The organism is Staphylococcus canis (genome assembly GCF_016238445.1).
Classification (GTDB): domain Bacteria; phylum Bacillota; class Bacilli; order Staphylococcales; family Staphylococcaceae; genus Staphylococcus; species Staphylococcus canis.
Map to the genome: position 1 here is coordinate 1 of NZ_JABANU010000028.1, position 22,177 is coordinate 22,177.

Here is a 22,177-nt window from a genome sequence, read left to right on the forward strand (position 1 = left end):
TCCTTTATTTGGGTTTAGGCACTTTTAATAATAGAGGTCATTGCGTCTTTTTGCATCTAAAAAGTAAAAAATCGGACAAGCAACATTTATAATTTAAATGCCACCAGTCCGATTTATTATAGAACCAATTTTCTTACTTTTTAGATAAAAAAAACAATACAGCTAAGTGATTAACTCTAACTGCATTGTTTTTTAATGTATTTCAAATTCCGAGATTACTTCTAAATAGTTGTGATAATTCTGCTTTATTATTTTCATCTGGAATAAAATAGTATAGACCATCTGCTTGAATGCCACCTGTACCTTCAAGGGTATGTCGATTAACATGTTCATTGGCATTACTGTATTTACTGCGAACTGTATTCAACTCACCAATAGATAAATCTGTCTTAACATTTTCACCTAATTGGTCCATTAAAGCATTAAAATTAGTAATAGAAGATGCACTTGTTAACTTATTAGCAAGACCTTGTAGTACTATTTGTTGACGCTCTTGACGTCCAAAGTCACCACCTGCACCATCCTCTTTACGACTACGAATAAATGCCATGGCTTGTTCACCATCTAAATGTGTCTGTTGTCCCTGGATGAATTGATTGCCTTGCGCTGTAAACGTTGCATTGCTCACTACATCGATACCACCAACTGTATCTATCGTCTGTTGAAGTCCATCCATATTTACTGTCGCATAATGATCCACAGGTACATCCATTAAGCGTTCTAATGATTTCACTGCCATTTCAGGACCACCATAAGCATAGGCATGATTAATTTTTTCAGTTGTACCATGACCTACAATTTCAGCTTGTGTATCACGTGGAATGCTAATTATTTCCGTCGTTTTAGTCTTAGGATTCACAGACAGTAACATAATTGTATCACTCCGCTCTCCTCCACCTTGACTTAACCGTTCAGCGTTTGAATCAACACCAAATAAGGCAATTGAAAAAGGTTCGCCTTTATTTAAATCCACTTGACCTGATCTTAACTCTGAATGTTCTCGATTTAATGGATTATGAATCGCACCACCAACTGCAAACAACTTAAACGCCAAATACGCTATTGCAATCAATACAAATAAAAACAAAATACCAACTACCCATAACAACACTCTAATGACAGGATTCTTTCGCTTACGCGATCTTTGATAATTCACCAACACCAACACTCCAATCCACACAAGGTTGTTGAGGAAGCGATTAGGATGTAAGCAGAATGAAACAAAACACAAAATTGTTTTTTATTTTAGTGTTTGGTGAAATGCTGTCGAGGATCCTACTTTTGAAACACCGTTCACACACTCCACTACATAATGCTCAGGGTATGATTTAAATATGTCACTTTAATTTAAAAGCTTCTCAATTCCTTAACGACTTAATCCCTTATGTGTAATTATTCTTCATATTATAATCAGTTTAAAGGTTTTAAAATCATATGAAATCAGTCTTAAGACGCAACTCAACGTTTTTGATAACCACCATCTTGATGAAGAATGTCTAGAACTTCATCATAGCAACCTGGATTACTAATAATAAAAGGTCCTCCTGTCACAAAATCAATAGGCTCTTTTTCAAAATTTGTCATTTTTAAGCCAAGTTCTTGAGCAAATAAAAATTGTGCGCCAATATCCCAAGGTTTCGCATTTGTGTGAATATGTGCACCAAATTGACCAGTAATGACACGTACTGAGTCCAACCCGCATGCGCCAACAAGTCTATACGCAAAAGAAGCATCTAAAAGTGCATGAATCGTCTCATCATTCATGACTTTATTATTAAAAGATATCATCACATCCTTTAATGGTTGAGCTGTGATACGACTGAGCGGTTGTTGATTTAAAAAGGCGCCTTGGCCACGCACTGCATGATAAATTTCCCCACGTTCATAATCATAAATGTAAGACAAAGCAGGTACTCCATCGATAAAATACCCCAATATAATACAAAAATCGTTTTGTTGTTTGACAAGATTTGCTGTACCATCTATTGGATCAATGACCCATGTATGTCCTGTTCTTAATGTGTCTGTATTATGATGAAGTTCTTCCCCGTATAACTGGTGGTCAGAATAATATCTATCGAGAAATGCTTCAAAACTTTCTTCTATAGCACGATCCACGTTGGTTACGAGGTCAAATCGATTACTTTTTGTTTCTGTTTTTAAAGTCTTAATCAGTTCTGGAATTAATGTATCTAATTCGCTTAACCATTTCTGAACACGTTCATCAATTTCAAGCAACTGTGTATCTGATATCATCGTCATCTATCCCTTCGTTAATGTCATGATTTTATTATAACGACTAAACCATGTTACAACAATCTAGCACTTATCAATGCCGCTTCCTTCTATATTAAGATACAAAAAAACCGGATGACCTCAGCCAACCGGTATAGAAAGGAAAGTAAGTAATAAATATTGAAGATGTTAAAAACTAGAACTAGTACAAATCATCATTCAAACATTACTATCACAATGGATAGCTACCCCTCAGTTGAATAAGCTTTGTACCATCCCCCTAGTAACTGTTTACAGTATATCATGATTATTCACTATTGTAAACGCTTTCTTTCAAAAATTCGTCACTTTTTTTAAATTTTTTACACTTTTCCTCTTCATAAATCTTTTAAGGTGCTTCCTTATATAAATTTTTGTTCTATTTTGAGTTAACTATTATTTTATTTTAAATTTCACTACGATTGAAATCTTTTGATGCTATATTGTGGTATACTATTACTATAAATATGTATATTGTGAGGTGATGCCCATGCGTAAAGAAACACGTCAATATAAATTAATTGAATTACTTCAAGACCAACAATATATGACTGCTCATGCTTTAGCTCAAGCACTTAATGTATCAAAACGTACTATTTTACGTGATATTCAAGAGTTGGAGCAACAAGGTGTAAAAATTTTGGCTCATACTGGGACGCATGGTGGATATGAATTACAAGATGACCATTCTCAAGTACAACTCAATTTAACAGAACAAGAAGCACAAGTTTTATCACTCATATTAAAAGAACATCAAATGTACTCATCACTCCCTTTTCAGAAAGAGACTCAATCTATAGTCGATCAACTATTACGTCAACCGAGTTCGACTTTGAAGCGGAGATTAAAGCAACAACAAGAGCTTATTCGTTTTGAAACACATCACGTGAAACAACTTCCTGACTTTTTTGAAGATATTTTAATATATGCTAAAGAACGTAAGGTTATGGGAGTCGACTATCGTATCAACGACCAAGAATCTACTTTTGCTAACGTCATTTTTATTGGAGTTGTTTGTGAAAATATGGAATGGAAAGCTGTCGTTTTTCATATCGCAGATGGGCGCACAAGTTTCATGGACCTCCTAGCAATTGAGGATATTTCTTATTCATTTCATAAAACTATCCAAACGAATGATATCACATTAAATAACTACTCAGATTATTTAAATCATCCACTATACAAATCTCAATAAAACAAAAACGTGCTTATCTGACGGTAAAGTTTCTTCAGATAAACACGTTTTACTTTTTTTAAAAGATTAATCCTAAAATAAATGCAACGAAGTTATTTAATATATGAAAGCCAATTGTCACACCTAAATTACGATGACTTTTGAGATATAACCAAACAACTGGAATGGCAATAATCAGATAATCAATAATTTCAAATGGTGAACTAGCATCTAAAACATGGACACCAGCAAATGCAATAACTGATATGATTCCCATTATTTTAAAATTTAATTTTTTTCCTAATTCTCCTATTAGTAGGTGTCTAAAGAAAATCTCTTCTACAATCGGAGCTAGAATAACAATAAATGCAAAATTTAATGGTAACCATGATAAATTATGTATCATTTCTTCTACTAATACTTCATTTTGAGGTGTACCATATTGAAAATCTGATGGTAAAAATGATTTTAACCATTCATAAATTTGACTCAATAGCATTGTGGCGATATAAGCAATGAGAATCCATTTCCAATAGGTTTTGACGCCTTCAATTCCTTGTTTAAATCGTTTTGGCATTGTTCTAAAGTGTAATAACCAAAAGCTTGCAATAACGATTATATAACTGATTACGCTTGCAATTGTAGTTGCAATAATATAGCCATCGCTTAATATCAATTGTGTAGTATTTGAAAAACTATCGGGTTGAACGATAATAAAATACACAAATGTGGCTACCATATTTAAAGCAATTAACGAGACTGCTAATATCGGAATCAACCATAAATCACGCCACGCAATATCTTTCCAACGATAATGTGACATACCTTTCCAATCCTTTCATAACTGGGAATAACAAATATTTAAATTTTGCGGTACTATTCCTCCAATATTATTTTAATTCTATTTTAACGGCACATTGTTTCATAAACATGCTATAGTATACTATATAACATCTATAGAAAGGATGACAACTATGAATCAACATAATATTCCTACTTGCACTCAAGCTCTACACAATCTTAATCAATTACTTGAATATGCGACATTTTTTAACTTACACTATCGCGTCGATAAAGATTTAAGTGATGCTTACTTAAAAAAATTGGAGCAACTTGTCACACAACTTTTTAATGTACTTCCACACCCTGATCACTTATCATTTACACCTTTATATCCATATGATGCCTATTACTATTGCTTGGATAATCTTTCTCAATCACCATTAATTCGAATAGATTTCGGTAATCAAATTGCAGTGAATCAAGGGTATATCGATGTGATTTTATATGCAAGATCTCAACTCCTTCGATTCTAACTCATTTGGAGTTATGTAGAACTATGGAGAATAAAAAACAGAGGTTGGACAATGGATTATCCGACCTCTGTTACATTTTAATATAGAGATTTTATAATTTTAAATCTTCTTTATCACGTTTATGGTAACCACGCATAAAGAAAAATACTGCCATAAATCCTAAGAAAACAAATCCAATAATTACTGAGACGCGTGTTTCTCCATTAATTAACATTCCCACTAATACAAGTAACAAGAAACCAATAGTAAGATAATTTGTTACAGGGGCAAGTGGCATTTTAAATGGATGATTTTCCAATTTTTCAGGAAACTTACGTCTAAACTGAATGTGACTTAATAAAATCATGAACCAAGGGATCATACCTGGTAAAATAGATGCACTATACACATAAACGAAAATACTCTCAGATCCTTTAATAATCATAGGTAAAATAACGTTTAAGATGACACCAATAAAAATACCGATTGATACAGCTAATACTGTATAGAAAGGCACCCCATTTTTCATAACTTTAGTAAAGATTTGTGGTAATTGACGGTTCTGAGCTAAAGTGAAAATCATTCGACTAGAACTGAAAATACCTGAGTTACAACCTGACATCGCTGCTGTAATTACAACAAAGTTGATTAACCCAGCCGCAATTGTAATACCTACTTTAGCAAATGTTGCTACGAATGGACTACCAAGCTCTTGTAAACCATCCCATGGATATACTGTTACGATTACAAAAATTGCCCCAATGTAAAAGATAAGTATACGCCATATTACACCATTTACAGCTTTTTGTATGTTACGTTGTGGATCTTTTGTTTCCCCCGCTGTGATACCGATTAATTCGACACCTTGATAAGATCCAATAACAATTGAAAGTGCAAAGAAAAATCCAAGCCATCCGTTTGGCATGAAGCCACCGTGCTCTGTTAAATTGCTTAATCCGATTGGATGTCCTCCGTTCCCTAATCCGAAGAAAATCAACCCGAATCCAGCTACAATCATCAAGATAATTGTGACAATTTTGATCATTGCGAACCAGAATTCAAACTCCCCGAAAGCTTTAACAGATACAGCATTCGCTGCTGTTAAAATCACGATAACAATAATACCTGGAATCCATGATGGTAGCTCTGGCCACCAGTACTTCATGTATTCACCAACTGCGATAACCTCAGACATTCCTACAACAATCCATTGAAATATATTCGCCCATGCTGTAACATATCCGGCTACTGGATGAAGATAATCTGTTGCGTAATTCGCAAAAGATCCCGTTGTTGGATAGAGATACACCATCTCACCCATTGCGCGCATGACAAGGAATAAAAATATCCCTGCTACTAGATACGCAAAAATAACCGATGGACCAGTCCAAGCAATTGTACTTGATGCTCCCATGAAGAGTCCTACACCAATTGTTCCTCCGAGTGCAATCATTTGAATTTGACGAGAACTTAGTCCTCTGTGTAATTCGTTACCTTCCATATTCAATCCTCCATCTCTATAAAACCCCTATCAAACATTAATTATGTTTATGGCGTTTATTATACTATATTTTTCAAAGAATAGAAGCTCTTTTTAGAAATTTTTGTAACCGCTTTCTTTATATAACAAAATTAATATTTGGTAGATTTGAAGTTTTAAATCATCTAAATTTTAAGATTGAAACATCAAAGACTCTATTATTTTTTAATATAAGTATTATTTAATAATTTCGGTTTATATTCATGTATTTTTTTTTAGAAATTAAATTCCAAAAACCCTAGTATTTTAAAGCGTTAATGCTTTTGTGAATATTTAATCATAACTCTTATTTTCTGTTCGACGCTTCACTATTCATATTATGTTGTCATTTTCACAAAAATTTTTTTGAGTTTTCGTTTATGAATTAAACTTCTTCTGTACATAAGCTACAATTTATTGTATCAATTTTTATGTCACAATTTTGTCACATTTGGTATTGTGAATACCTTCACAAAAGAATGTTATCTATTTATAATAAGATTTATATCTAGATGTACATCTAAGTGTTTAGGAAAGGGAAGTATATAATAATGGAAAATAAAAACATCAAATGGGACAGTATTTTTTATGGAAGAGCTTGGGTCGCTAATATCATTGAGACCATTCAAAAAAAGGACGTATTACAAAGTTTTTATTTAAGAAGGTATTTAATGCGTGCGATGATGGCTGGCTTTATTATTAGTATCATTACAATTTTCACTTTAATGATTAAAGCGACATTCTCACCGGACATTCCATCAGGTTTAGTGAGTATGATTGCTTCTATTGCTTTTAGCTTTGCACTTGTATTAATTCTATTTACAAATTCTGAATTACTAACCAGTAATTTTATGTATTTCACTGTAGGTCTTTATTATCATCTTATTAAACCGAGTCGTGTGCTTAAAATATTTTTATTATGTTTTTTAGGGAATGCAATTGGTGCTGCTTTATTATTTGGTTTAATGCGAATGACAGATGTCATGACACCTGAAATGACACAATTACTGAATGATGTCGTACATACAAAAACAGTGACCCACTCATTTCAAAATATTTTAGTCCGTGCAATCTTTGCAAACTTTTTTATTAACATCTCCTTAGTTATCGCTATGCAAATTGATGATATTTTAGCGAAAATCTTCGTTATGATGTTTGGTGTGACAATATTTGCATTTATGGGATATGAACACGTCGTTTATAATGCATGTTTGTTTGTAGGAATGCTGTATTATAATATATCAGGACTTGAGTTAGGTCATGTTATTAAAAATATCATTGCTGCTTTCGTGGGTAACTATATTGGCGGTGGTCTCATTATTGGATTATTTTATGCCTACCTTAATGATCACGGGCAGTTTAAAATCATTAAAAATCAAAACAAATAATGGCACTAAGAGGTATGGTATAATATAAACAATATCGACGAGAGCAAAGGAGTTTCACACTATGGGTACAACAACTTTAGGTATCATCATTATCATTATTTTACTGATTAGTTTTATACCTAACGTTTATATGGCATACAAAACCAATAAAACGGGTGCACCAAATACGCGTTATAAATTAATGGTTGGTGTTGATGCAATATTACTTGTTTTAATCATTTTAGCACTTTATTTTTTACATTAGTCCTAAGATACGAAAGGTCAGTCCCTCAAAGCGACTGACCTTTTTCTATATAAATGGAATTCGTACATATTTTCAGCTAAGTCAACTGAATTATATTTTACCTTGGAGAAAAAAGTAATACACAATCACTGCTGCAATGCCATACAACACTATTCCTAATAATGCCGACTTCATATGTACATGCATTGGTATATGTTTTTGAAACCTCGGCGCTAATACAAGATTACCAAACAATATAATTAACGGTGCGACGATGAAAAACATAATCATCTCTAGACTCATGATAGCTCCCTATTAAAATAACGCGCTTCAACCGTCGTCAAATCAATATTTTTCGCAAGTAATGGCAACTCCGAAAAATCGCTCACTTCTGTCATTTGATTCGTGTTCACAATCACATCGAGTCCAGCGCGTACTGCTGCTGTTGCACCCTTCACCGAGTCTTCTATAGCTAGACATTGTGTTGGACTAAAATTTAAAGCTTGTACAGCTGTTAAATATAAGTCTGGTTCAGGTTTAACCTCGTCAACATCTTCTCGACCTTTAATCGTTGAAATATAGGAAGTTAGCCCCAATTTTTTTACAAGTGTTTCTACAGTTTTTCTACTACTGCTCGATGCAATACCTATTGGAACGTGTCTTTCATGTAACTTTTGAATTAACTCAAATACACCCGGTCGCATCTTTAAATCTGCAGATGTTTCATGGTGTTCATGATAAATATCAGCAACACGTTCTTCTCCCATAAGTTCAACTAAATGATTGTGTAATGGGAGCGCTCTTCCCCCAATATTAGAACGATAAAACTCTAGAGTAACAGGTTGGTGTCCTTCTTTTTTTAAGTTTTGATTTATGACTTCAAATAAATGTTGTTCAGTATCTATAATCGTTCCATCAAAATCAAATATCACTGCTCGATACATGATTATAGCCTCCTCTGATGTTGTTTGACTATAGTGTATCAAATCTCGTTAACCGATTCACTTTTATGATTTACATGTATTTCTATAAATAGACTTACATCCATTGCAAATAAATCAAACAAATTATTGCAATAATGATAATATTAATTGGAAATACTAGCGTTTGAATAAAATGACGTTTAGAAACGGACCAATTCGACTGCTTTAATTTTGTCTCAAACATAAAATTCATCGCTGTGACAATAACTGTTAAAGTCACCATGAGACGACTTTCATTTAATAATCCTAGTGCTAAGATGAGCATCGTAAAACATATCGTAATTGTTATAAAGTAATGATGTAATACTTTTACCATACCTTACCTCCTTTAATGCCCCCTTAATGCTTTATCCCTTTTTATTAAAATATATTTTCGCACAACCTAACATTTTTGTAAATATGAAAGAAAAGGTTTCTCATGAGATTTAAGAAACCTTTTCTGTAATATTATGATACATTTTTAACGCGTGGTGAAGTGAGTTTTTCACGCCATTTTGATGTCCATATCTTAGCAAGTAATGGCCCACTTACACAATGTATAAAGCTAAACACGGCACCTGGCACTGCAGCTAATGGATTAAAATGAACTGTGGCAAGCGAGGCTGCAAGTCCAGAGTTTTGCATGCCTACTTCAATAGATAGCGCCTTCTTATCTGGAACACTTAGTTTAAAGCAATGTGCTAATACATATCCGATTAAATATCCTAATGTATTATGTAAAATAACGACTATGAAAATAAGTAAACCTGTTTGTAAGATCATATCTTTACTTGCTGCGATTACAGCACCTAGTATTAACGAAATTGCGATAACAGAAATCACTGGTAAAATATCTTCACTCTTTTCTGCGGCATTTTTAAAGAGTTTCTGCAATACTAATCCAATAGCAATAGGGACAATGACAACTTTAATTACAGATGAAAATAAACTCATAAATGAGATATCCATCCATTGATTTGCAAATACATACATAAGTGATGGTGTAAGTATTGGTAAAAGTAAAGTTGAAACTGATGTCACAGTAACAGATAAGGCAACGTTGGCTTTAGCAAGATAAGATACAACGTTACTAGAAGTACCACCTGGACAACATCCTACTAGCATCACACCAATGGCAATATCTGGAGGCAATTGAAATCCTTTAGCAATACTATATGCTAATAATGGCATAATCGTGTATTGTAAGACTACTCCTATTAAAACAGGCTTTGGTTGTTTTAAGATAAATTTAAAATCTTCTATTTTGATTGTAAGTCCCATACCTAACATCACGACACCGAGTAAGTATGGAATGAATGGTCCAAATCCTGTAAAAGTATGTGGCATTATAAAGGCAATAACGCTAACTAATAACATCCACAATAAAAAAGTTTTAGTAGCAAATTGTCCGAGTTTTTGAAGCATAAGCATAACCTCCAGTTTTCTTAATAGTCAGAATATTAACACATTAATCGATTGGAAACAATAGTTTTTTTAGATTTACGAGTGATTTCATAGATTTTTTGATAACATTACTTGAAATCCAAATAAAAAAAGCGAAAAATCTTAGTTTAAATGTATAATCAACCTTAAGTCTTAATGAAATCTTTTGATACCGATGATAAAATAAACTTAATAATATTTTAAATGGGGAATTACAATGATTATCGATAAATTAGAATCATATACATTACACATCGATCAAGCCAATCACTATCTGACTCGCAGGAAGATTTCAAAACTGTTGGAACAACTAAAATCACACCTTCATTTTAGCTATGAGTTTATACGACTTAAACAAGCTTTTGTTTTACGTGTACAATTGCCAAAAAAAGCATTACCTTATTTGATTAGCTTTTTAAGTTATCATAATTATTTATTTCATCATATTGTATTGACACAATATGAACACCTTTTAACAGAACGCACTTCTCATGCAGCAGTGGAAAAACATTTTGAGATTGCGATAGATGGATTAAATGATATGTTTATTAAAGACAAAATTATTGATGTTTTAAACAGTTTTAAGCATCATAATATTCATTATGGTTTTTCTAATCGTACATTGAAATTAACGACCACGCATTCTATTTTTATGTTATTGATTCAAAAACTAGCAATTTATCATATTGATATTTACCATGCAAGTCAACCTATACGTAGTTATAAAAAGCGCGCGCACTCGTGCTAAATACTAAGAAGCCACACATGCAAATTGGTATCACTTCCAATTCACACGTGTGGCTTTCATTTTACTCTAATTCCGCTTCTTCTGACTCTATATAATTTTGTAACTGATCAAACATTAATTCAAGTCCATGTGCTGTATGATCATGATATTCTTTTTTCTTTTGTTTATATTCTAAATTTTTTAACCTACGTTCTCTACGTACTAAACTTCGATAAGTGAACGTCATCTCTGTAATGCCTGGACTACGTTCTTCAAAGTACACCTCTATTTGATCAGCATCTTCACTGAGTTCTGGCATTTGAATGGTTTTGACAATTTCTGTGTCCGGCACTAAAGATTCATAAGTGCCTATAATACGTCTTTCTTTATTGTTTCGCATATCGATAATTTCATAGTGACCACCTTCAACTGCATCACTTCGAACCAGTTTATTCGTACGTTGTGAGGTCATGAACCATAATCGTAACTGTTCTGGGTCTAGCCAAGCTTGGTAGAGTCGACTAGGTGTCGTTTTCATTAATCGTACGATATGAATCTCAACCCATTCACTTTGTGTTTGTTGCATTCCTTTCACCTCACTTCAATATGACAATACTACTTCATATTGTACCGTAAAACAAAACTTTTGGCATAAATTGATTCATTGCTATCGCTTAATCTTTTGTGTTTTTAATTTCGGAAAATTAAACACAATCGCTAAAATACCAGACACCGCTAATACTATTGGGTAAATAGAATACGGTAATAACATTACAGGTGAGATCCCTGCCACTCCAGCAGCAGCAATCAATTGAGGGCTATATGGAACAAATCCTTGAAACGCACTACCGAATATATCAAGAATACTCGCTGACTTCCGCGGATCAATGTTATATTCATCCGAAATATCTTTAGCAAGTGGCCCTGTCATAATAATTGAAATGGTATTATTTGCTGTAGAGATATCTGCTACACTCACTAGCCCTGCAATCCCAAACTCTGCACCTCTACGCGAACGAATACGATTCTTCACAAAATTCAATATCCAAGTGACGCCACCATAATAGTCTACAAGTCCAATCATACCTCCAATAAGTAAAGCAATAATTGCGATATCTTCCATTGCAATAATACCTTCAGAGGCTGCTTTTAAAAAGCCTGCTAAATCAAAATCTTGATTAATGAAGCCTATAATACCAGATAATAGAATACCACCTAATAGTACTAAGATAACATTTACACCTAAAATAGCTAAAATCAATACAATTAGATATGGAATGACTTTTAGAAAATTAAACTCATACGTATGAGAGGTATCAATTTGACTGTTAAATGTTAGTAGCCACAAAATAAACACTGTAACTATAGCACCTGGTAATACAATCCGAAAATTAACTTTAAACTTATCACTCATTCGTGTATGTTGTGTGCGTACTGCAGCGATTGTCGTATCTGAAATCATCGAGAGATTATCACCAAACATCGCACCTCCAACTACTGTTGCCATAGCTAGTGCAGCTGGAATATCTGTCGCCTCACTAATTCCAAAACCAACCGGTGCAATCGCAGCCACTGTCCCTACTGATGTTCCCATTGAGATTGAGATAAACATACAAATGAGAAAGATACCGACAATTAGAAAATTTTGCGGTATTAATGATAGACCTAAATTAACAATAGACGTCACGCCACCCATTGCTTCTGCTGTTTTAGAAAAAGCACCTGCTAGAATAAAAATAAGCATCATTAAAACAATATTAGGATGACCCGCTTTTTTAGCAAACACTTCTACTTTTTGCGTAAATTTTTCTTTAGGTTTTAACATAAGTGCTGTAATTACACCAACCATCGCTGCAATATTTAATGGCATAAATGTGAAATCCTTTGTAATGATACCTGAACCTAAAAATATGCCTATAAAAACAATTAGAGGGATAAGCCCCCATGCATGACCATTTTGATTATGATTTCCCATTAAATAGCTCCTTATAAAAAAATTGAGGTCCAATACTTCCTAGATCGCATATGCACATGCCATCCCCAAAGTTATGACCTCAACTGATAATTTCAGCTTATAACTTCTTATCTTCAGTGACTCAATCATTGCGTATACACTCATTTGTGCTCCGCTTTGCCACATCTGGAATTGGCACACGCTTTTCATGTTGCCGAAGTATCAACGGGCCAGTCCCTCCACTTCTCTTGATATGAAGTATTTTATTGTACTGTTAAACCTTACAAGAAATTAGATGTCTCGTCAAACGCTTTATGCGTCCTCTAATAACCGTTTTACAAATGCTACAAAATAATGAGGCACTTTCTCTAAAATCGCTTCATCTGGCTGATATTTCGGATGATGCAAGGCATAAGGACTATCTGAGCCAATCATCGCAAAATGTGTCGGCGCTACCTTTTGATAACCTGAAAAATCTTCACCAATTGATAACGCTCTAGGGAGAACATCAACTTGATATCCAACAGATTCTGCTACCTCATATGCTATATTTTGTAATTGCTCATCATTAACGACTGATTTGGCAAGGCGTTTATATTCTAAATCCACCTTAACTTCATATTGTTGTGCAATACCTTCACAAATCGCACGTAAACGCTGTTCTATTTTATCTCTCACTTCTGCGTCTAAAGAACGAATTGTTCCTTCTAATTCCGCTTCTTTAGGAATCACGTTCCATGTTTCCCCACTCGATATCCGACCAATTGTCACGACCCCTTCTTGGTAAGGGGCGAGATTGCGACTCACTACTGTTTGCAAACTATTAATCAGTTGCGCAACAACGATACTCGGATCCTTACAGTCTTGAGGCATCGCTGCATGTGCGCCAACCCCCTCAATTTTAATAACAAAGCGATCGACATTCGATGTCATATGGCCCGTTTTCGCTCGCCATTCACCTACTTTTAACGTGGGATCATTATGATAGCCAATGATCGCTTTTGCATCGTCTAAGGCACCTGAATCTGCAAAAGCAATAGCACCATCCCCCACTTCTTCAGCAGCTTGGAAAATAATTCGTACACGTCCATTTAACTGTGACTCTTCTGCTTTCAACAATAAAGCAACACCTAATATAGAAGCCATATGAATATCATGACCACATGCATGCATAGCGCCTTCATTTTCAGATTTATACGCTAATGTTGTATCTTCAATAATCGGTAACGCATCAATATCACTACGTACTCCAATTAAAGTGTCACCCTGACCGATTTCAGCAATCAATCCTGTTTTTAACGGTAAGTCTAAAATTGTAATATCATGTTCTTCTAAGATATTACGAATCTTCTCAGTTGTTTTGTACTCTTCATGTGATATTTCAGGTTGTTGGTGAAATTGACGTCTCCATGTTATCAGTTGATCTGTTAACTCACGCATCTCTCTTCATCCTCCTTATCATTCCTTCATTACATATATGTTTGTATCCAATATACACGATTTTCACTGACTTAAACAAAAAAGAGGACGAATATCCTCCTCAGTTGAATGGAATATATCGTCCTCATTTTACTTTTAATTATGATAATTGTAGTTGATGGTCTACAATAACTTTGCCATCTTTAATTACTTTTTCAGCATGGTTAATACCATAGTGGTATGGAATATATTCATGGTTTGGTGCATGCCAGATGACAATATTGGCTTTATCACCTTCGTTAATTGTACCAGCATCAACATCAATTGCTTTTGCTGCATTGACTGTGACTGCATTCCAAATTTCATTCGGTGATAATTTCAATTTAAGCGCCGCAATCGCCATGACCATTTGTAAATTATTTGTCACACAACTTCCTGGATTATAGTCCGTTGCTATAGCAATCGCACCATTTTGTTCAAGCATGCCACGAGCATCTGCATAAGATTCTTTACCTAAGTAGAATGTTGTACCTGGTAACAGTACCGCTACTGTATCCGAATCTTTAAGTTTCTTTTTATCTTCATCACTTGACGCTACAAGGTGATCTGCTGAAATTGCGCCTTCGTCAATTGCTAATCCTAGACCACCTAACGGATCGATTTCATCAGCATGAATTTTCACTTTAAATCCTTCTTTTTGAGCCGCTTCCATGTAACGTTTTGATTCTTCAATTGAAAACACACCTGTTTCACAGAATATATCAGCAAAATCAGCATATTCCTTCACTTCTGGTAATAAATCAATCATTTCTTGTAAAAATTGTGCATTAGATTCTGCTTCTTTCGGCACAGCGTGTGGCCCTAAGAATGTATGACGCATATCTAAATTATATTTTTCTTGTAAACGACGTGATACGCGTAATTGTTTGAGTTCGTTCTCTTTATCTAAACCGTAACCACTTTTACTTTCAACAGCTAACACACCGTGATGAATCATTGTTAATAAATCATGTTCTGCTTTTTCGAACAATTGATCTTCAGTCGCTTCACGTGTTGCTTCTACTGTTGATAAAATACCGCCACCTTGTTCAAGAATTTCTAAATAAGATACACCTTGACGTTTTAATGTCATTTCATGTTCACGTGAACCACCATGAATCAGATGCGTATGTGCATCAACAAGTGCTGGAGAAACGACTTTACCTGTCGCATCGATTGTTTCTTTAGCTTCATACTCATCTGTATGTTTTCCAGAATAAACAATTTTGCCATCTTTAACGACTACCGTTCCATTTTCAATGACTTCTAATTCATCGAGTTCTTTTCCTTTTAACGGTCTATCTGTCTTTTTGGGTAAAACTAACGCTTTAATGTTTTGGATTAATAAATCGTTCATTATTTTTCATCACCTTTACCTGTAATCATTGGAATATCCACGCCTTTTTCTTTAGCTGTTTGAATTGCAATATCATATCCTGCATCGGCATGTCTTACTACACCCATACCCGGATCTGTTGTTAATACACGTTTTAATCGTTTTTCAGCACGTTCAGAACCATCAGCAACAACAACCATACCGGCATGTAGTGAATAACCCATACCAACACCGCCACCATGGTGAACTGAAATCCATGAACCACCTGCTGCTGTATTGACAAGTGCATTCAGAATTGCCCAGTCCCCTACAGCGTCAGAACCATCTTTCATTGATTCTGTTTCGCGGTTTGGTGATGCTACTGAACCTGAGTCTAAATGGTCACGTCCAATAACAATTGGTGCTGAAATTTCACCTTTACGTACTAATTCATTAAGTGCAAGTCCCATTTTTGCACGATCTCCATAACCTAACCATGCAATACGTGAAGGTAAACCTTGGAATGCAATTTTTTCACTTGCCATATCTAACCAACGAATTAACTTTTCGTCTTCTGGGAATAACTCACGCATAAGTTGATCAGCACGTTCAATATCTTTTGGATCACCAGATAACGCTGCGAAGCGGAAAGGTCCTTTACCTTCACAGAATAATGGTCGAATGTACGCTGGTACGAATCCTGGGAAGTCAAATGCATTTTCTAAGCCTTCATCATAAGCCACTTGACGGATATTATTACCATAATCAAATACTACAGAACCTTTTTTCTGGAATTGTAACATCGCATCCACATGTTTTTTCATAGATTGTTTTGATAATTTAACATATTGATCTGGATCTTCTTCACGTAATTTAGCTGCTTCTTCCAATGAATACCCTTCTGGAACATAACCATTTAATGGATCATGTGCTGAAGTTTGGTCTGTAACGATATCAATTTTAAAACCACGATCTAAAATTTCATGATATACTTCTGCAGCATTTCCTACTAAACCGATAGATAAGGCTTCACCTTTATCTCGTGCTTCTTCTGCTCTTTTTAAAGCTTCATCTAATGAATGCGTAACGCTATCACAGTAGCGTGTTTCAATACGTTTTTCAATTCTAGATGGGTCAACGTCTACGCCGATAACTACCCCACCGTTCATTGTTACAGCTGCTGGTTGTGCACCACCCATACCACCTAATCCTGCTGTTAATGTGATTGTTCCTTTTAAAGAGTTGTTAAAATGTTGATTTGCAAGTTCTGCAAATGTTTCATATGTACCTTGAACAATACCTTGTGAACCAATATAAATCCAACTACCTGCTGTCATTTGGCCATACATCATTAAACCTTTTTTATCAAGTTCATGGAAATGTTCCCAATTTGCCCATTTAGGTACTAACACAGAGTTTGAAAGTAATACACGTGGTGCCTCTTCGTGCGTTTTAAATACTGCTACTGGCTTACCAGATTGAACAAGCATTGTTTCATCACTTTCTAAGCGACGTAACGTATCTACAATCGCATCAAATGCTTCCCAGTTACGAGCAGCTTTACCGATACCACCATACACAACAAGTTTGTCAGGATGTTCAGCAACTTCTGGATCTAAGTTGTTGTATAACATTCTTAATACTGCCTCTTGTTCCCATCCTTTACATTCAATCTCTAACCCTTTTTTCGCTCTAATTTCTCTAGACATTATACATCTCTCCTTTGATTAAAATAGTAATAAACTAATTGGAATTGTAATTAATAATGTCAAAACGACACGAATAAACCATATAAGTAATAACTTCCATAATGGTATTTTTATTTCTGTAGCTAAAATACAAGGTACTAAAGCAGATAAGAAAATAATGGCTGATACACTTGTAACTGCTACAACAAACTTCACTTGAATTGCCGCATTAACAACAATCAGTGAAGGTAAAAACATTTCGATCACTGAAATCGCTGATGCTTTTGCTAACAATGCTTGGTCTGGAATTGGAAAAATGTAGATGAATGGATAAAAAATATAACTTAACCAATCGATAACTGGTGTGTAATTTGCTAAAATTAAGCCAAAAAAGCCGATTGATAGAATCGAAGGTAGAATCGCCAATGTCATTTCTAAACCATCTTTAACGTTGACCCAAATGTTACGTAATAAAGGTAACGATTGATGTGATTGACGTTTAGCTTCTTCCCAAGCTGCTTTAATGCGACTTCCTTCAACAGCCACTTCTTTTTGTCCTTCTTGTCCCCCATAATACTGTGTAGATTCTAATGATATTGGTGGAATATGTGACGAAATGGCAGTCACGATAAAGGTAATGATTAAGCATAACCAGAAATATAAATTCCAATGTGACATTAAATCTAAAGTACGTGCCACAATTACCATAAATGTAGCTGATACCGTTGAAAAACCTGTCGCGATAATGACTGCTTCTTTTTTGTTATACATACCGTCTCGATATACACGGTTTGTTATTAATAAACCTAAAGAATAACTCCCAACGAAAGACGCAACCGCATCTACTGCAGATTTACCAGGCGTTTTAAAAATGGGTCGCATGACTGGTTCAAGTAATACGCCAATAAATTCTAAAAGCCCATAACCTACAAGTAGTGATAAAGCGATAGCCCCTATTGGAATTAACACACTTAATGGCAACATCAACTTATCAAATAAAAATGGACCATATTGTGGTTTAAATAAAATTTTAGGTCCGAATTCAAACACGTACATGATACCAATAATGGCACCTAATACTTTAAATACAACAATGATGAAGTCTGTTCGAGACTTTTTATATTCTCGTCTTGTTATTGGTAAAATAGCTCCAATAATAATCATGAGTAGTGCGAGGTAGGACATTAGTGGTCCTAATAATTGTCGAAAAGCTAAATGTGCATGGTCGACAAGTATCGTGTTTGTCCCATTAATTGTTACAGGTATAAAGAAACAAATGATACCTAGAACACTAAAGACCCAAAATCGCCACATCTGTTTCCCTTTAACAGACTTTTCTTGTGATGTCATACAACCACCCCTTCGTTTGTATGAACCAATGTTGTGCTGAGATCACAAAACGCTTTAGAGTTTTACCAATAATGAGAATAAACTGATAATTATTGGTAAAAGAATTGAGTCTATACACTTTTTAGTTCAGATTTCCCCTTTGCTAAAGTTCACTACTTATCCTCACTCAAATCAGTGTTTTAAATCATCCCATTTTCCATGACGTTGGCATCGTTATATTACCAACATCTCCATTATATTATGCTATGATATTAATAACCAATATAAATAAACTAATTATTGATAACTTAAAACTATAAAAGGAGTTTCGATATATGAAAATTATTCAACTGGAATACTTTATTGAAGTCGTTAATCAAAATAGTTTTACTAAAGCAGCACGTACGTTACATATTAGTCAACCTTCTCTTACAGCAACGATTAAAAAGATGGAAAATGACTTAGGATATTTATTACTCAAAAGAACAACCAAAGAAATTTCAATTACTGAAAAAGGCATTCAATTTTATAATCATGCCTTAGAAATCGTACAACAATATCACCAAACACTTGAAAAAATGTATGACTTAAAGCTTAGTCAAACACCTAAAATTAAAATGTCCATATTAGAATCTACATCTTACTGGGTGTCATTACTTATCAAACAACATAACTTGCAAAACCCAGATCAACATTATCAAATATTAGACATCTTAGAACCACAAAAACTCACTCAAAAACTTGTTAATTTTGATATTCATATTGGATTATCTAATGATTTTATTAAACATGAAGATATTGTCTCAATCCCTTTATACAAAGAAGACTATGTATTACTCACACCTATTGATGAGTACCAAAATCAAAAATCAATATCTATTAAGCACCTTCCTTTAATCGTTCCGAACAAACAATATCAAGTACGAACACATATTGATGAGTATTTTAATCATTTAGGTGTACGACCAAATATCGTTATGGAAGTTGAACGCTTTGAAGTTGCCGCAAATTTTGTGCGACAAGGTATGGGATACGCTGTGATACCTCGTATTTATTATCAATCTTTTAATACTAATGCTTTGAATGCGATTCAAATACGTCCAAATATGAAACGAAAAATTTATATTAATTATTCACGTAAACGTCAATATAGTGAACAAGTATTAAGCTTTGTCAAAATGTGTCAAAGTTATTGGGAAAACGTAAACATGTCCTAATGCATTTAGCAATAAAGAAGAGGCCAGAAGATGGTAGCTTCTAGCCTCGTTTTAAAAGTAAGTTTATAAATAATGAATAAAGTGTGTTAACATATGTCCAACAAGTTTTGCAGTACGTCCATCAACGTCATACTCTGGATTGGTTTCTGCAATACTTAATGACGTCACCTTGTCAGATTCAAGAATACGTTTGGCTAATTCTAATACTGTATATGGTTTTAAACCAAACACAGCACTTGCACTAACCCCTGGTGCATAAGCACTGTCAAAAACGTCCATACAAATCGTAAATAAAATGACATCATGCTTATTAATAAAATGAGCTAATTTATCTTTAACTCGTGGCGGAATGCCGTCGTACATTTCTTCAGCTAATACATACTCAGTGCCTGTCTTTTTAGCATAATCAAATAAATTCGGTGTATTCCCTGGTCTTTGAATACCTAATACGAAATAATCAAGATTCGAATCCGCTTCTAACATTTGTCTAAAGCTTGTGCCTGATGTAGAATGTGGTTCTTGTCGGTTATCAAAATGTGCATCAATATTAATAACACCGATAGATTGATTAGGATTTGCTTTACGAACACCGAGATACTGTGCATAAGCGATATCATGCCCACCACCTACTAAAAAAGTACGTTTATGAGTTTGTAGTAATTGTGCAACGTGGTCTCCAAACTCTTGTTGTGTTTCAATAAGTTCTGTTTGATCATGTTTGATATTTCCATAATCAGTGATTGGCGTATCTGTTGCAGCAGGTAGACCAGCGAACGCTTTTTTTATAGCATCTGGCCCTGCTTTAGCTCCTACGCGACCTTGATTAAGTTTAACCCCTTCATCAACTGCATAACCCAATAACGCTACACCATCATTTTCACCTTTAATATTTTGAATATCACCGAATTGTACTGTTTGAAAATGTCGAAACATTGAGCGATCTGTTTCACTGTCTAATCGCCCTGACCAAATTGACTGATCTGGTTGAATATACATCCTCATCATCCTCCTATTGTTTATAACTCTATAGATTAGTTGTTGGGCATAGATGTATGGTCCATACTTGCGACCATAACATCTATTGTTTAAAATGATATCTATCTCTACTCAATTTTTCTATAACCTAAATAACATAAATCAAACGCATCTATTATTACAATTAGATTATAAATTAATGTCATTGATTTATTTGTTGAGACGTTACCGGTATAATATAGTTTAGTTCGATGATATGAAGGTAATTTATGTCATAAGTAAAATCTCAAAGAATTATACATTTAATTTGACAATTTGCTAACTACGGAGGATTATATATGAATCGAACACCTATTTCAGGATTTCAGTGGGCAATGACGATTTTTCTATATTTTGTCTTAGCCTACGTCATACCTATTGTATTACAAGATTTTCAGGAAGCTACAGGGTTAAAAACATTTGTGTTTTCGCTTAATAGTTTAGGACCTTTTATCGCTTTCTTAATTTGTTTAATGATATTTAAACATAAAAAAGAACAATTATACGGACTGAAGTTTTCAGTGAATTTAAAAGTGATTGAGCGTGTGCTACTTGCAATTAGCATTCCATTAATCATTTTTATTATTTGTATGTATGCGTTTAATACGTATTCAGATAGTTTTATTTTATTACAAGCTGTCGACTTATCAGAGTCGATTTGGACAATTTTAATCGGTCATTTGTTAATGGCATTTTTCATTGAAATTGGATTTCGTGGTTACTTATTTAATATTGTTGAAACAAAAGTACCACACTTTTTTGCGAATGTGATTGTCAGCGTATTGTATCTGATTTGGGATGTAAACACAGCATTCGGTATGCCTTATACAATGTATAGCGCAATATTTGTATTTGCATTTTCTATGATTGCTGGTGAACTCGTACGCGGTACAGGTGGTCGTGCAATCTATTCAGCAACCATTTTCCACGCAACAATGACATTTGCCAAAGTATTTTTCTTTAGCGAAGAACTTGGCGATGTATTCTCAATGAAAGTATTAGCCTACGCAACAGGCGGTGTAGCCATCATCGTCGTATTACTCGGCATCATCATGGAACTCATCTCAAACAAAAGGTCATTGAGAGAGCGTCCTGGGTTCGAGCAGAACGATAGCAACGCGTAAAAGTGGGTTTTACTTTAACGTGGTGCGAAAGTTCTGCCGAAGAACCCTGCTCTCGAAATGCCGTCAAAAAAGG

The 22,177-nt window shown here is 34.4% G+C and carries 22 protein-coding genes and 1 riboswitch; of the genes, 7 read left to right on the forward strand and 15 right to left on the reverse strand.

Going from position 1 to position 22,177, the window contains the following annotated elements; all coding sequences use genetic code 11:
- Positions 1-202: 202 nt before the first annotated feature.
- Together HHH54_RS09510 and HHH54_RS09515 are read right to left on the reverse strand one after the other, a co-directional pair.
- Positions 203-1,156: an LCP family glycopolymer transferase gene (locus HHH54_RS09510; protein WP_198618600.1), complete on the reverse strand. Its 954-nt coding sequence runs from the start codon at positions 1,154-1,156 to the stop codon at positions 203-205.
- A 302-nt stretch (positions 1,157-1,458) separates the two neighbouring features.
- Entirely contained in the window at positions 1,459-2,256 is a 798-nt protein-coding gene (locus tag HHH54_RS09515) for an inositol monophosphatase family protein (RefSeq protein ID WP_198618601.1), read from the reverse strand.
- A 508-nt stretch (positions 2,257-2,764) separates the two neighbouring features.
- Here HHH54_RS09515 and HHH54_RS09520 point away from each other — a divergent pair.
- Positions 2,765-3,469, forward strand: coding sequence for a helix-turn-helix transcriptional regulator (locus HHH54_RS09520; protein WP_198618602.1), 705 nt, complete (start codon positions 2,765-2,767; stop codon positions 3,467-3,469).
- A gap of 58 nt (positions 3,470-3,527) precedes the next feature.
- On the opposite strand, the gene HHH54_RS09525 is transcribed toward HHH54_RS09520, so the two are convergent.
- A complete protein-coding gene (locus HHH54_RS09525) occupies positions 3,528-4,271 on the reverse strand; it encodes a CPBP family intramembrane glutamic endopeptidase (protein WP_198618603.1) in 744 nt (247 codons plus the stop codon).
- Positions 4,272-4,422: 151 nt separating this feature from the next.
- Between HHH54_RS09525 and HHH54_RS09530 the strand changes: the two genes are divergently transcribed.
- Positions 4,423-4,764, forward strand: a complete 342-nt coding sequence (locus HHH54_RS09530; RefSeq protein WP_198618604.1) for a hypothetical protein — start codon at positions 4,423-4,425, stop codon at positions 4,762-4,764.
- Between the two features lie 91 nt (positions 4,765-4,855).
- On the opposite strand, the gene HHH54_RS09535 is transcribed toward HHH54_RS09530, so the two are convergent.
- Entirely contained in the window at positions 4,856-6,244 is a 1,389-nt protein-coding gene (locus HHH54_RS09535) for an amino acid permease (RefSeq protein ID WP_198618605.1), read from the reverse strand.
- Between the two features lie 569 nt (positions 6,245-6,813).
- Between HHH54_RS09535 and HHH54_RS09540 the strand changes: the two genes are divergently transcribed.
- Together HHH54_RS09540 and HHH54_RS09545 are read left to right on the forward strand one after the other, a co-directional pair.
- The gene (locus HHH54_RS09540; protein ID WP_198618606.1) at positions 6,814-7,650 is read left to right on the forward strand and encodes a formate/nitrite transporter family protein; all 837 of its coding nucleotides are present in this window, start codon (positions 6,814-6,816) and stop codon (positions 7,648-7,650) included.
- Positions 7,651-7,711: 61 nt separating this feature from the next.
- A complete protein-coding gene (locus tag HHH54_RS09545; protein ID WP_198618607.1) occupies positions 7,712-7,894 on the forward strand; it encodes a hypothetical protein in 183 nt (60 codons plus the stop codon).
- A gap of 90 nt (positions 7,895-7,984) precedes the next feature.
- On the opposite strand, the gene HHH54_RS09550 is transcribed toward HHH54_RS09545, so the two are convergent.
- From HHH54_RS09550 to HHH54_RS09565, 4 genes are all read right to left on the reverse strand, one after another.
- A complete protein-coding gene (locus HHH54_RS09550; RefSeq protein ID WP_198618608.1) occupies positions 7,985-8,176 on the reverse strand; it encodes a hypothetical protein in 192 nt (63 codons plus the stop codon).
- Positions 8,173-8,817, reverse strand: a complete 645-nt coding sequence (locus HHH54_RS09555) for an HAD family hydrolase (RefSeq protein WP_198618609.1) — start codon at positions 8,815-8,817, stop codon at positions 8,173-8,175. The genes HHH54_RS09550 and HHH54_RS09555 overlap by 4 nt, the downstream gene beginning before the upstream one ends.
- Before the next feature lie 94 nt (positions 8,818-8,911).
- Positions 8,912-9,172 carry a hypothetical protein gene (locus HHH54_RS09560; RefSeq protein WP_198618610.1) on the reverse strand — a complete coding sequence of 87 codons (261 nt, stop codon included), beginning with the start codon at positions 9,170-9,172 and terminating at the stop codon, positions 8,912-8,914.
- A 131-nt stretch (positions 9,173-9,303) separates the two neighbouring features.
- Positions 9,304-10,260 (reverse strand): bile acid:sodium symporter family protein, encoded by a 957-nt coding sequence (locus HHH54_RS09565; RefSeq protein ID WP_198618611.1) that lies wholly within the window; start codon positions 10,258-10,260, stop codon positions 9,304-9,306.
- Between the two features lie 235 nt (positions 10,261-10,495).
- Here HHH54_RS09565 and HHH54_RS09570 point away from each other — a divergent pair, with 235 nt between their 5' ends.
- Entirely contained in the window at positions 10,496-11,026 is a 531-nt protein-coding gene (locus HHH54_RS09570; RefSeq protein ID WP_198618612.1) for a hypothetical protein, read from the forward strand.
- 61 nt (positions 11,027-11,087) lie between these two features.
- Here the strand turns inward: HHH54_RS09570 and HHH54_RS09575 are convergent, their stop codons facing one another.
- From HHH54_RS09575 to HHH54_RS09600, 6 genes are all read right to left on the reverse strand, one after another.
- Positions 11,088-11,591: an SRPBCC family protein gene (locus HHH54_RS09575; RefSeq protein ID WP_198618613.1), complete on the reverse strand. Its 504-nt coding sequence runs from the start codon at positions 11,589-11,591 to the stop codon at positions 11,088-11,090.
- A gap of 81 nt (positions 11,592-11,672) precedes the next feature.
- The gene (locus HHH54_RS09580) at positions 11,673-12,980 is read right to left on the reverse strand and encodes a Na+/H+ antiporter NhaC family protein (protein ID WP_198618614.1); all 1,308 of its coding nucleotides are present in this window, start codon (positions 12,978-12,980) and stop codon (positions 11,673-11,675) included.
- A gap of 158 nt (positions 12,981-13,138) precedes the next feature.
- A riboswitch (SAM riboswitch) is annotated at positions 13,139-13,217 on the reverse strand.
- A gap of 54 nt (positions 13,218-13,271) precedes the next feature.
- A complete protein-coding gene (locus tag HHH54_RS09585) occupies positions 13,272-14,399 on the reverse strand; it encodes an amidohydrolase (protein ID WP_198618615.1) in 1,128 nt (375 codons plus the stop codon).
- A 139-nt stretch (positions 14,400-14,538) separates the two neighbouring features.
- The gene (gene hutI / locus HHH54_RS09590) at positions 14,539-15,774 is read right to left on the reverse strand and encodes an imidazolonepropionase (RefSeq protein ID WP_198618616.1); all 1,236 of its coding nucleotides are present in this window, start codon (positions 15,772-15,774) and stop codon (positions 14,539-14,541) included.
- On the reverse strand, positions 15,774-17,441 hold the full coding sequence (gene hutU, locus HHH54_RS09595) for a urocanate hydratase (protein WP_198618617.1): 1,668 nt from the start codon (positions 17,439-17,441) through the stop codon (positions 15,774-15,776). The genes hutI and hutU overlap by 1 nt, the downstream gene beginning before the upstream one ends.
- A gap of 18 nt (positions 17,442-17,459) precedes the next feature.
- A complete protein-coding gene (locus tag HHH54_RS09600) occupies positions 17,460-18,770 on the reverse strand; it encodes a YjiH family protein (protein WP_198618618.1) in 1,311 nt (436 codons plus the stop codon).
- A 314-nt stretch (positions 18,771-19,084) separates the two neighbouring features.
- Between HHH54_RS09600 and HHH54_RS09605 the strand changes: the two genes are divergently transcribed.
- Positions 19,085-19,966: a LysR family transcriptional regulator gene (locus tag HHH54_RS09605; protein WP_198618619.1), complete on the forward strand. Its 882-nt coding sequence runs from the start codon at positions 19,085-19,087 to the stop codon at positions 19,964-19,966.
- A gap of 63 nt (positions 19,967-20,029) precedes the next feature.
- On the opposite strand, the gene hutG is transcribed toward HHH54_RS09605, so the two are convergent.
- The gene (hutG, locus tag HHH54_RS09610; RefSeq protein ID WP_198618620.1) at positions 20,030-20,962 is read right to left on the reverse strand and encodes a formimidoylglutamase; all 933 of its coding nucleotides are present in this window, start codon (positions 20,960-20,962) and stop codon (positions 20,030-20,032) included.
- 317 nt (positions 20,963-21,279) lie between these two features.
- Here hutG and sdpC point away from each other — a divergent pair, with 317 nt between their 5' ends.
- Entirely contained in the window at positions 21,280-22,104 is an 825-nt protein-coding gene (gene sdpC, locus HHH54_RS09615) for a peptidoglycan release complex CPBP-like subunit SdpC (protein WP_198618621.1), read from the forward strand.
- Positions 22,105-22,177: the final 73 nt, after the last annotated feature.

Bases quoted from the DNA above. Each gene is read 5' to 3' on its own strand.
- hutU (WP_198618617.1), bottom strand. From the start codon at position 17,441: ATGTCTAGAGAAATTAGAGCGAAAAAAGGGTTAGAGATTGAATGTAAA.
- HHH54_RS09525 (WP_198618603.1), bottom strand. From the start codon at position 4,271: ATGTCACATTATCGTTGGAAAGATATTGCGTGGCGTGATTTATGGTTG.
- HHH54_RS09545 (WP_198618607.1), top strand. From the start codon at position 7,712: ATGGGTACAACAACTTTAGGTATCATCATTATCATTATTTTACTGATT.
- HHH54_RS09515 (WP_198618601.1), bottom strand. From the start codon at position 2,256: ATGATATCAGATACACAGTTGCTTGAAATTGATGAACGTGTTCAGAAA.
- HHH54_RS09570 (WP_198618612.1), top strand. From the start codon at position 10,496: ATGATTATCGATAAATTAGAATCATATACATTACACATCGATCAAGCC.
- sdpC (WP_198618621.1), top strand. From the start codon at position 21,280: ATGAATCGAACACCTATTTCAGGATTTCAGTGGGCAATGACGATTTTT.
- HHH54_RS09600 (WP_198618618.1), bottom strand. From the start codon at position 18,770: ATGACATCACAAGAAAAGTCTGTTAAAGGGAAACAGATGTGGCGATTT.
- HHH54_RS09555 (WP_198618609.1), bottom strand. From the start codon at position 8,817: ATGTATCGAGCAGTGATATTTGATTTTGATGGAACGATTATAGATACT.
- HHH54_RS09605 (WP_198618619.1), top strand. From the start codon at position 19,085: ATGAAAATTATTCAACTGGAATACTTTATTGAAGTCGTTAATCAAAAT.
- hutG (WP_198618620.1), bottom strand. From the start codon at position 20,962: ATGTATATTCAACCAGATCAGTCAATTTGGTCAGGGCGATTAGACAGT.
- HHH54_RS09530 (WP_198618604.1), top strand. From the start codon at position 4,423: ATGAATCAACATAATATTCCTACTTGCACTCAAGCTCTACACAATCTT.
- hutI (WP_198618616.1), bottom strand. From the start codon at position 15,774: ATGAACGATTTATTAATCCAAAACATTAAAGCGTTAGTTTTACCCAAA.
- HHH54_RS09540 (WP_198618606.1), top strand. From the start codon at position 6,814: ATGGAAAATAAAAACATCAAATGGGACAGTATTTTTTATGGAAGAGCT.
- HHH54_RS09585 (WP_198618615.1), bottom strand. From the start codon at position 14,399: ATGCGTGAGTTAACAGATCAACTGATAACATGGAGACGTCAATTTCAC.
- HHH54_RS09535 (WP_198618605.1), bottom strand. From the start codon at position 6,244: ATGGAAGGTAACGAATTACACAGAGGACTAAGTTCTCGTCAAATTCAA.
- HHH54_RS09560 (WP_198618610.1), bottom strand. From the start codon at position 9,172: ATGGTAAAAGTATTACATCATTACTTTATAACAATTACGATATGTTTT.
- HHH54_RS09580 (WP_198618614.1), bottom strand. From the start codon at position 12,980: ATGGGAAATCATAATCAAAATGGTCATGCATGGGGGCTTATCCCTCTA.
- HHH54_RS09550 (WP_198618608.1), bottom strand. From the start codon at position 8,176: ATGAGTCTAGAGATGATTATGTTTTTCATCGTCGCACCGTTAATTATA.
- HHH54_RS09520 (WP_198618602.1), top strand. From the start codon at position 2,765: ATGCGTAAAGAAACACGTCAATATAAATTAATTGAATTACTTCAAGAC.
- HHH54_RS09565 (WP_198618611.1), bottom strand. From the start codon at position 10,260: ATGCTTCAAAAACTCGGACAATTTGCTACTAAAACTTTTTTATTGTGG.
- HHH54_RS09575 (WP_198618613.1), bottom strand. From the start codon at position 11,591: ATGCAACAAACACAAAGTGAATGGGTTGAGATTCATATCGTACGATTA.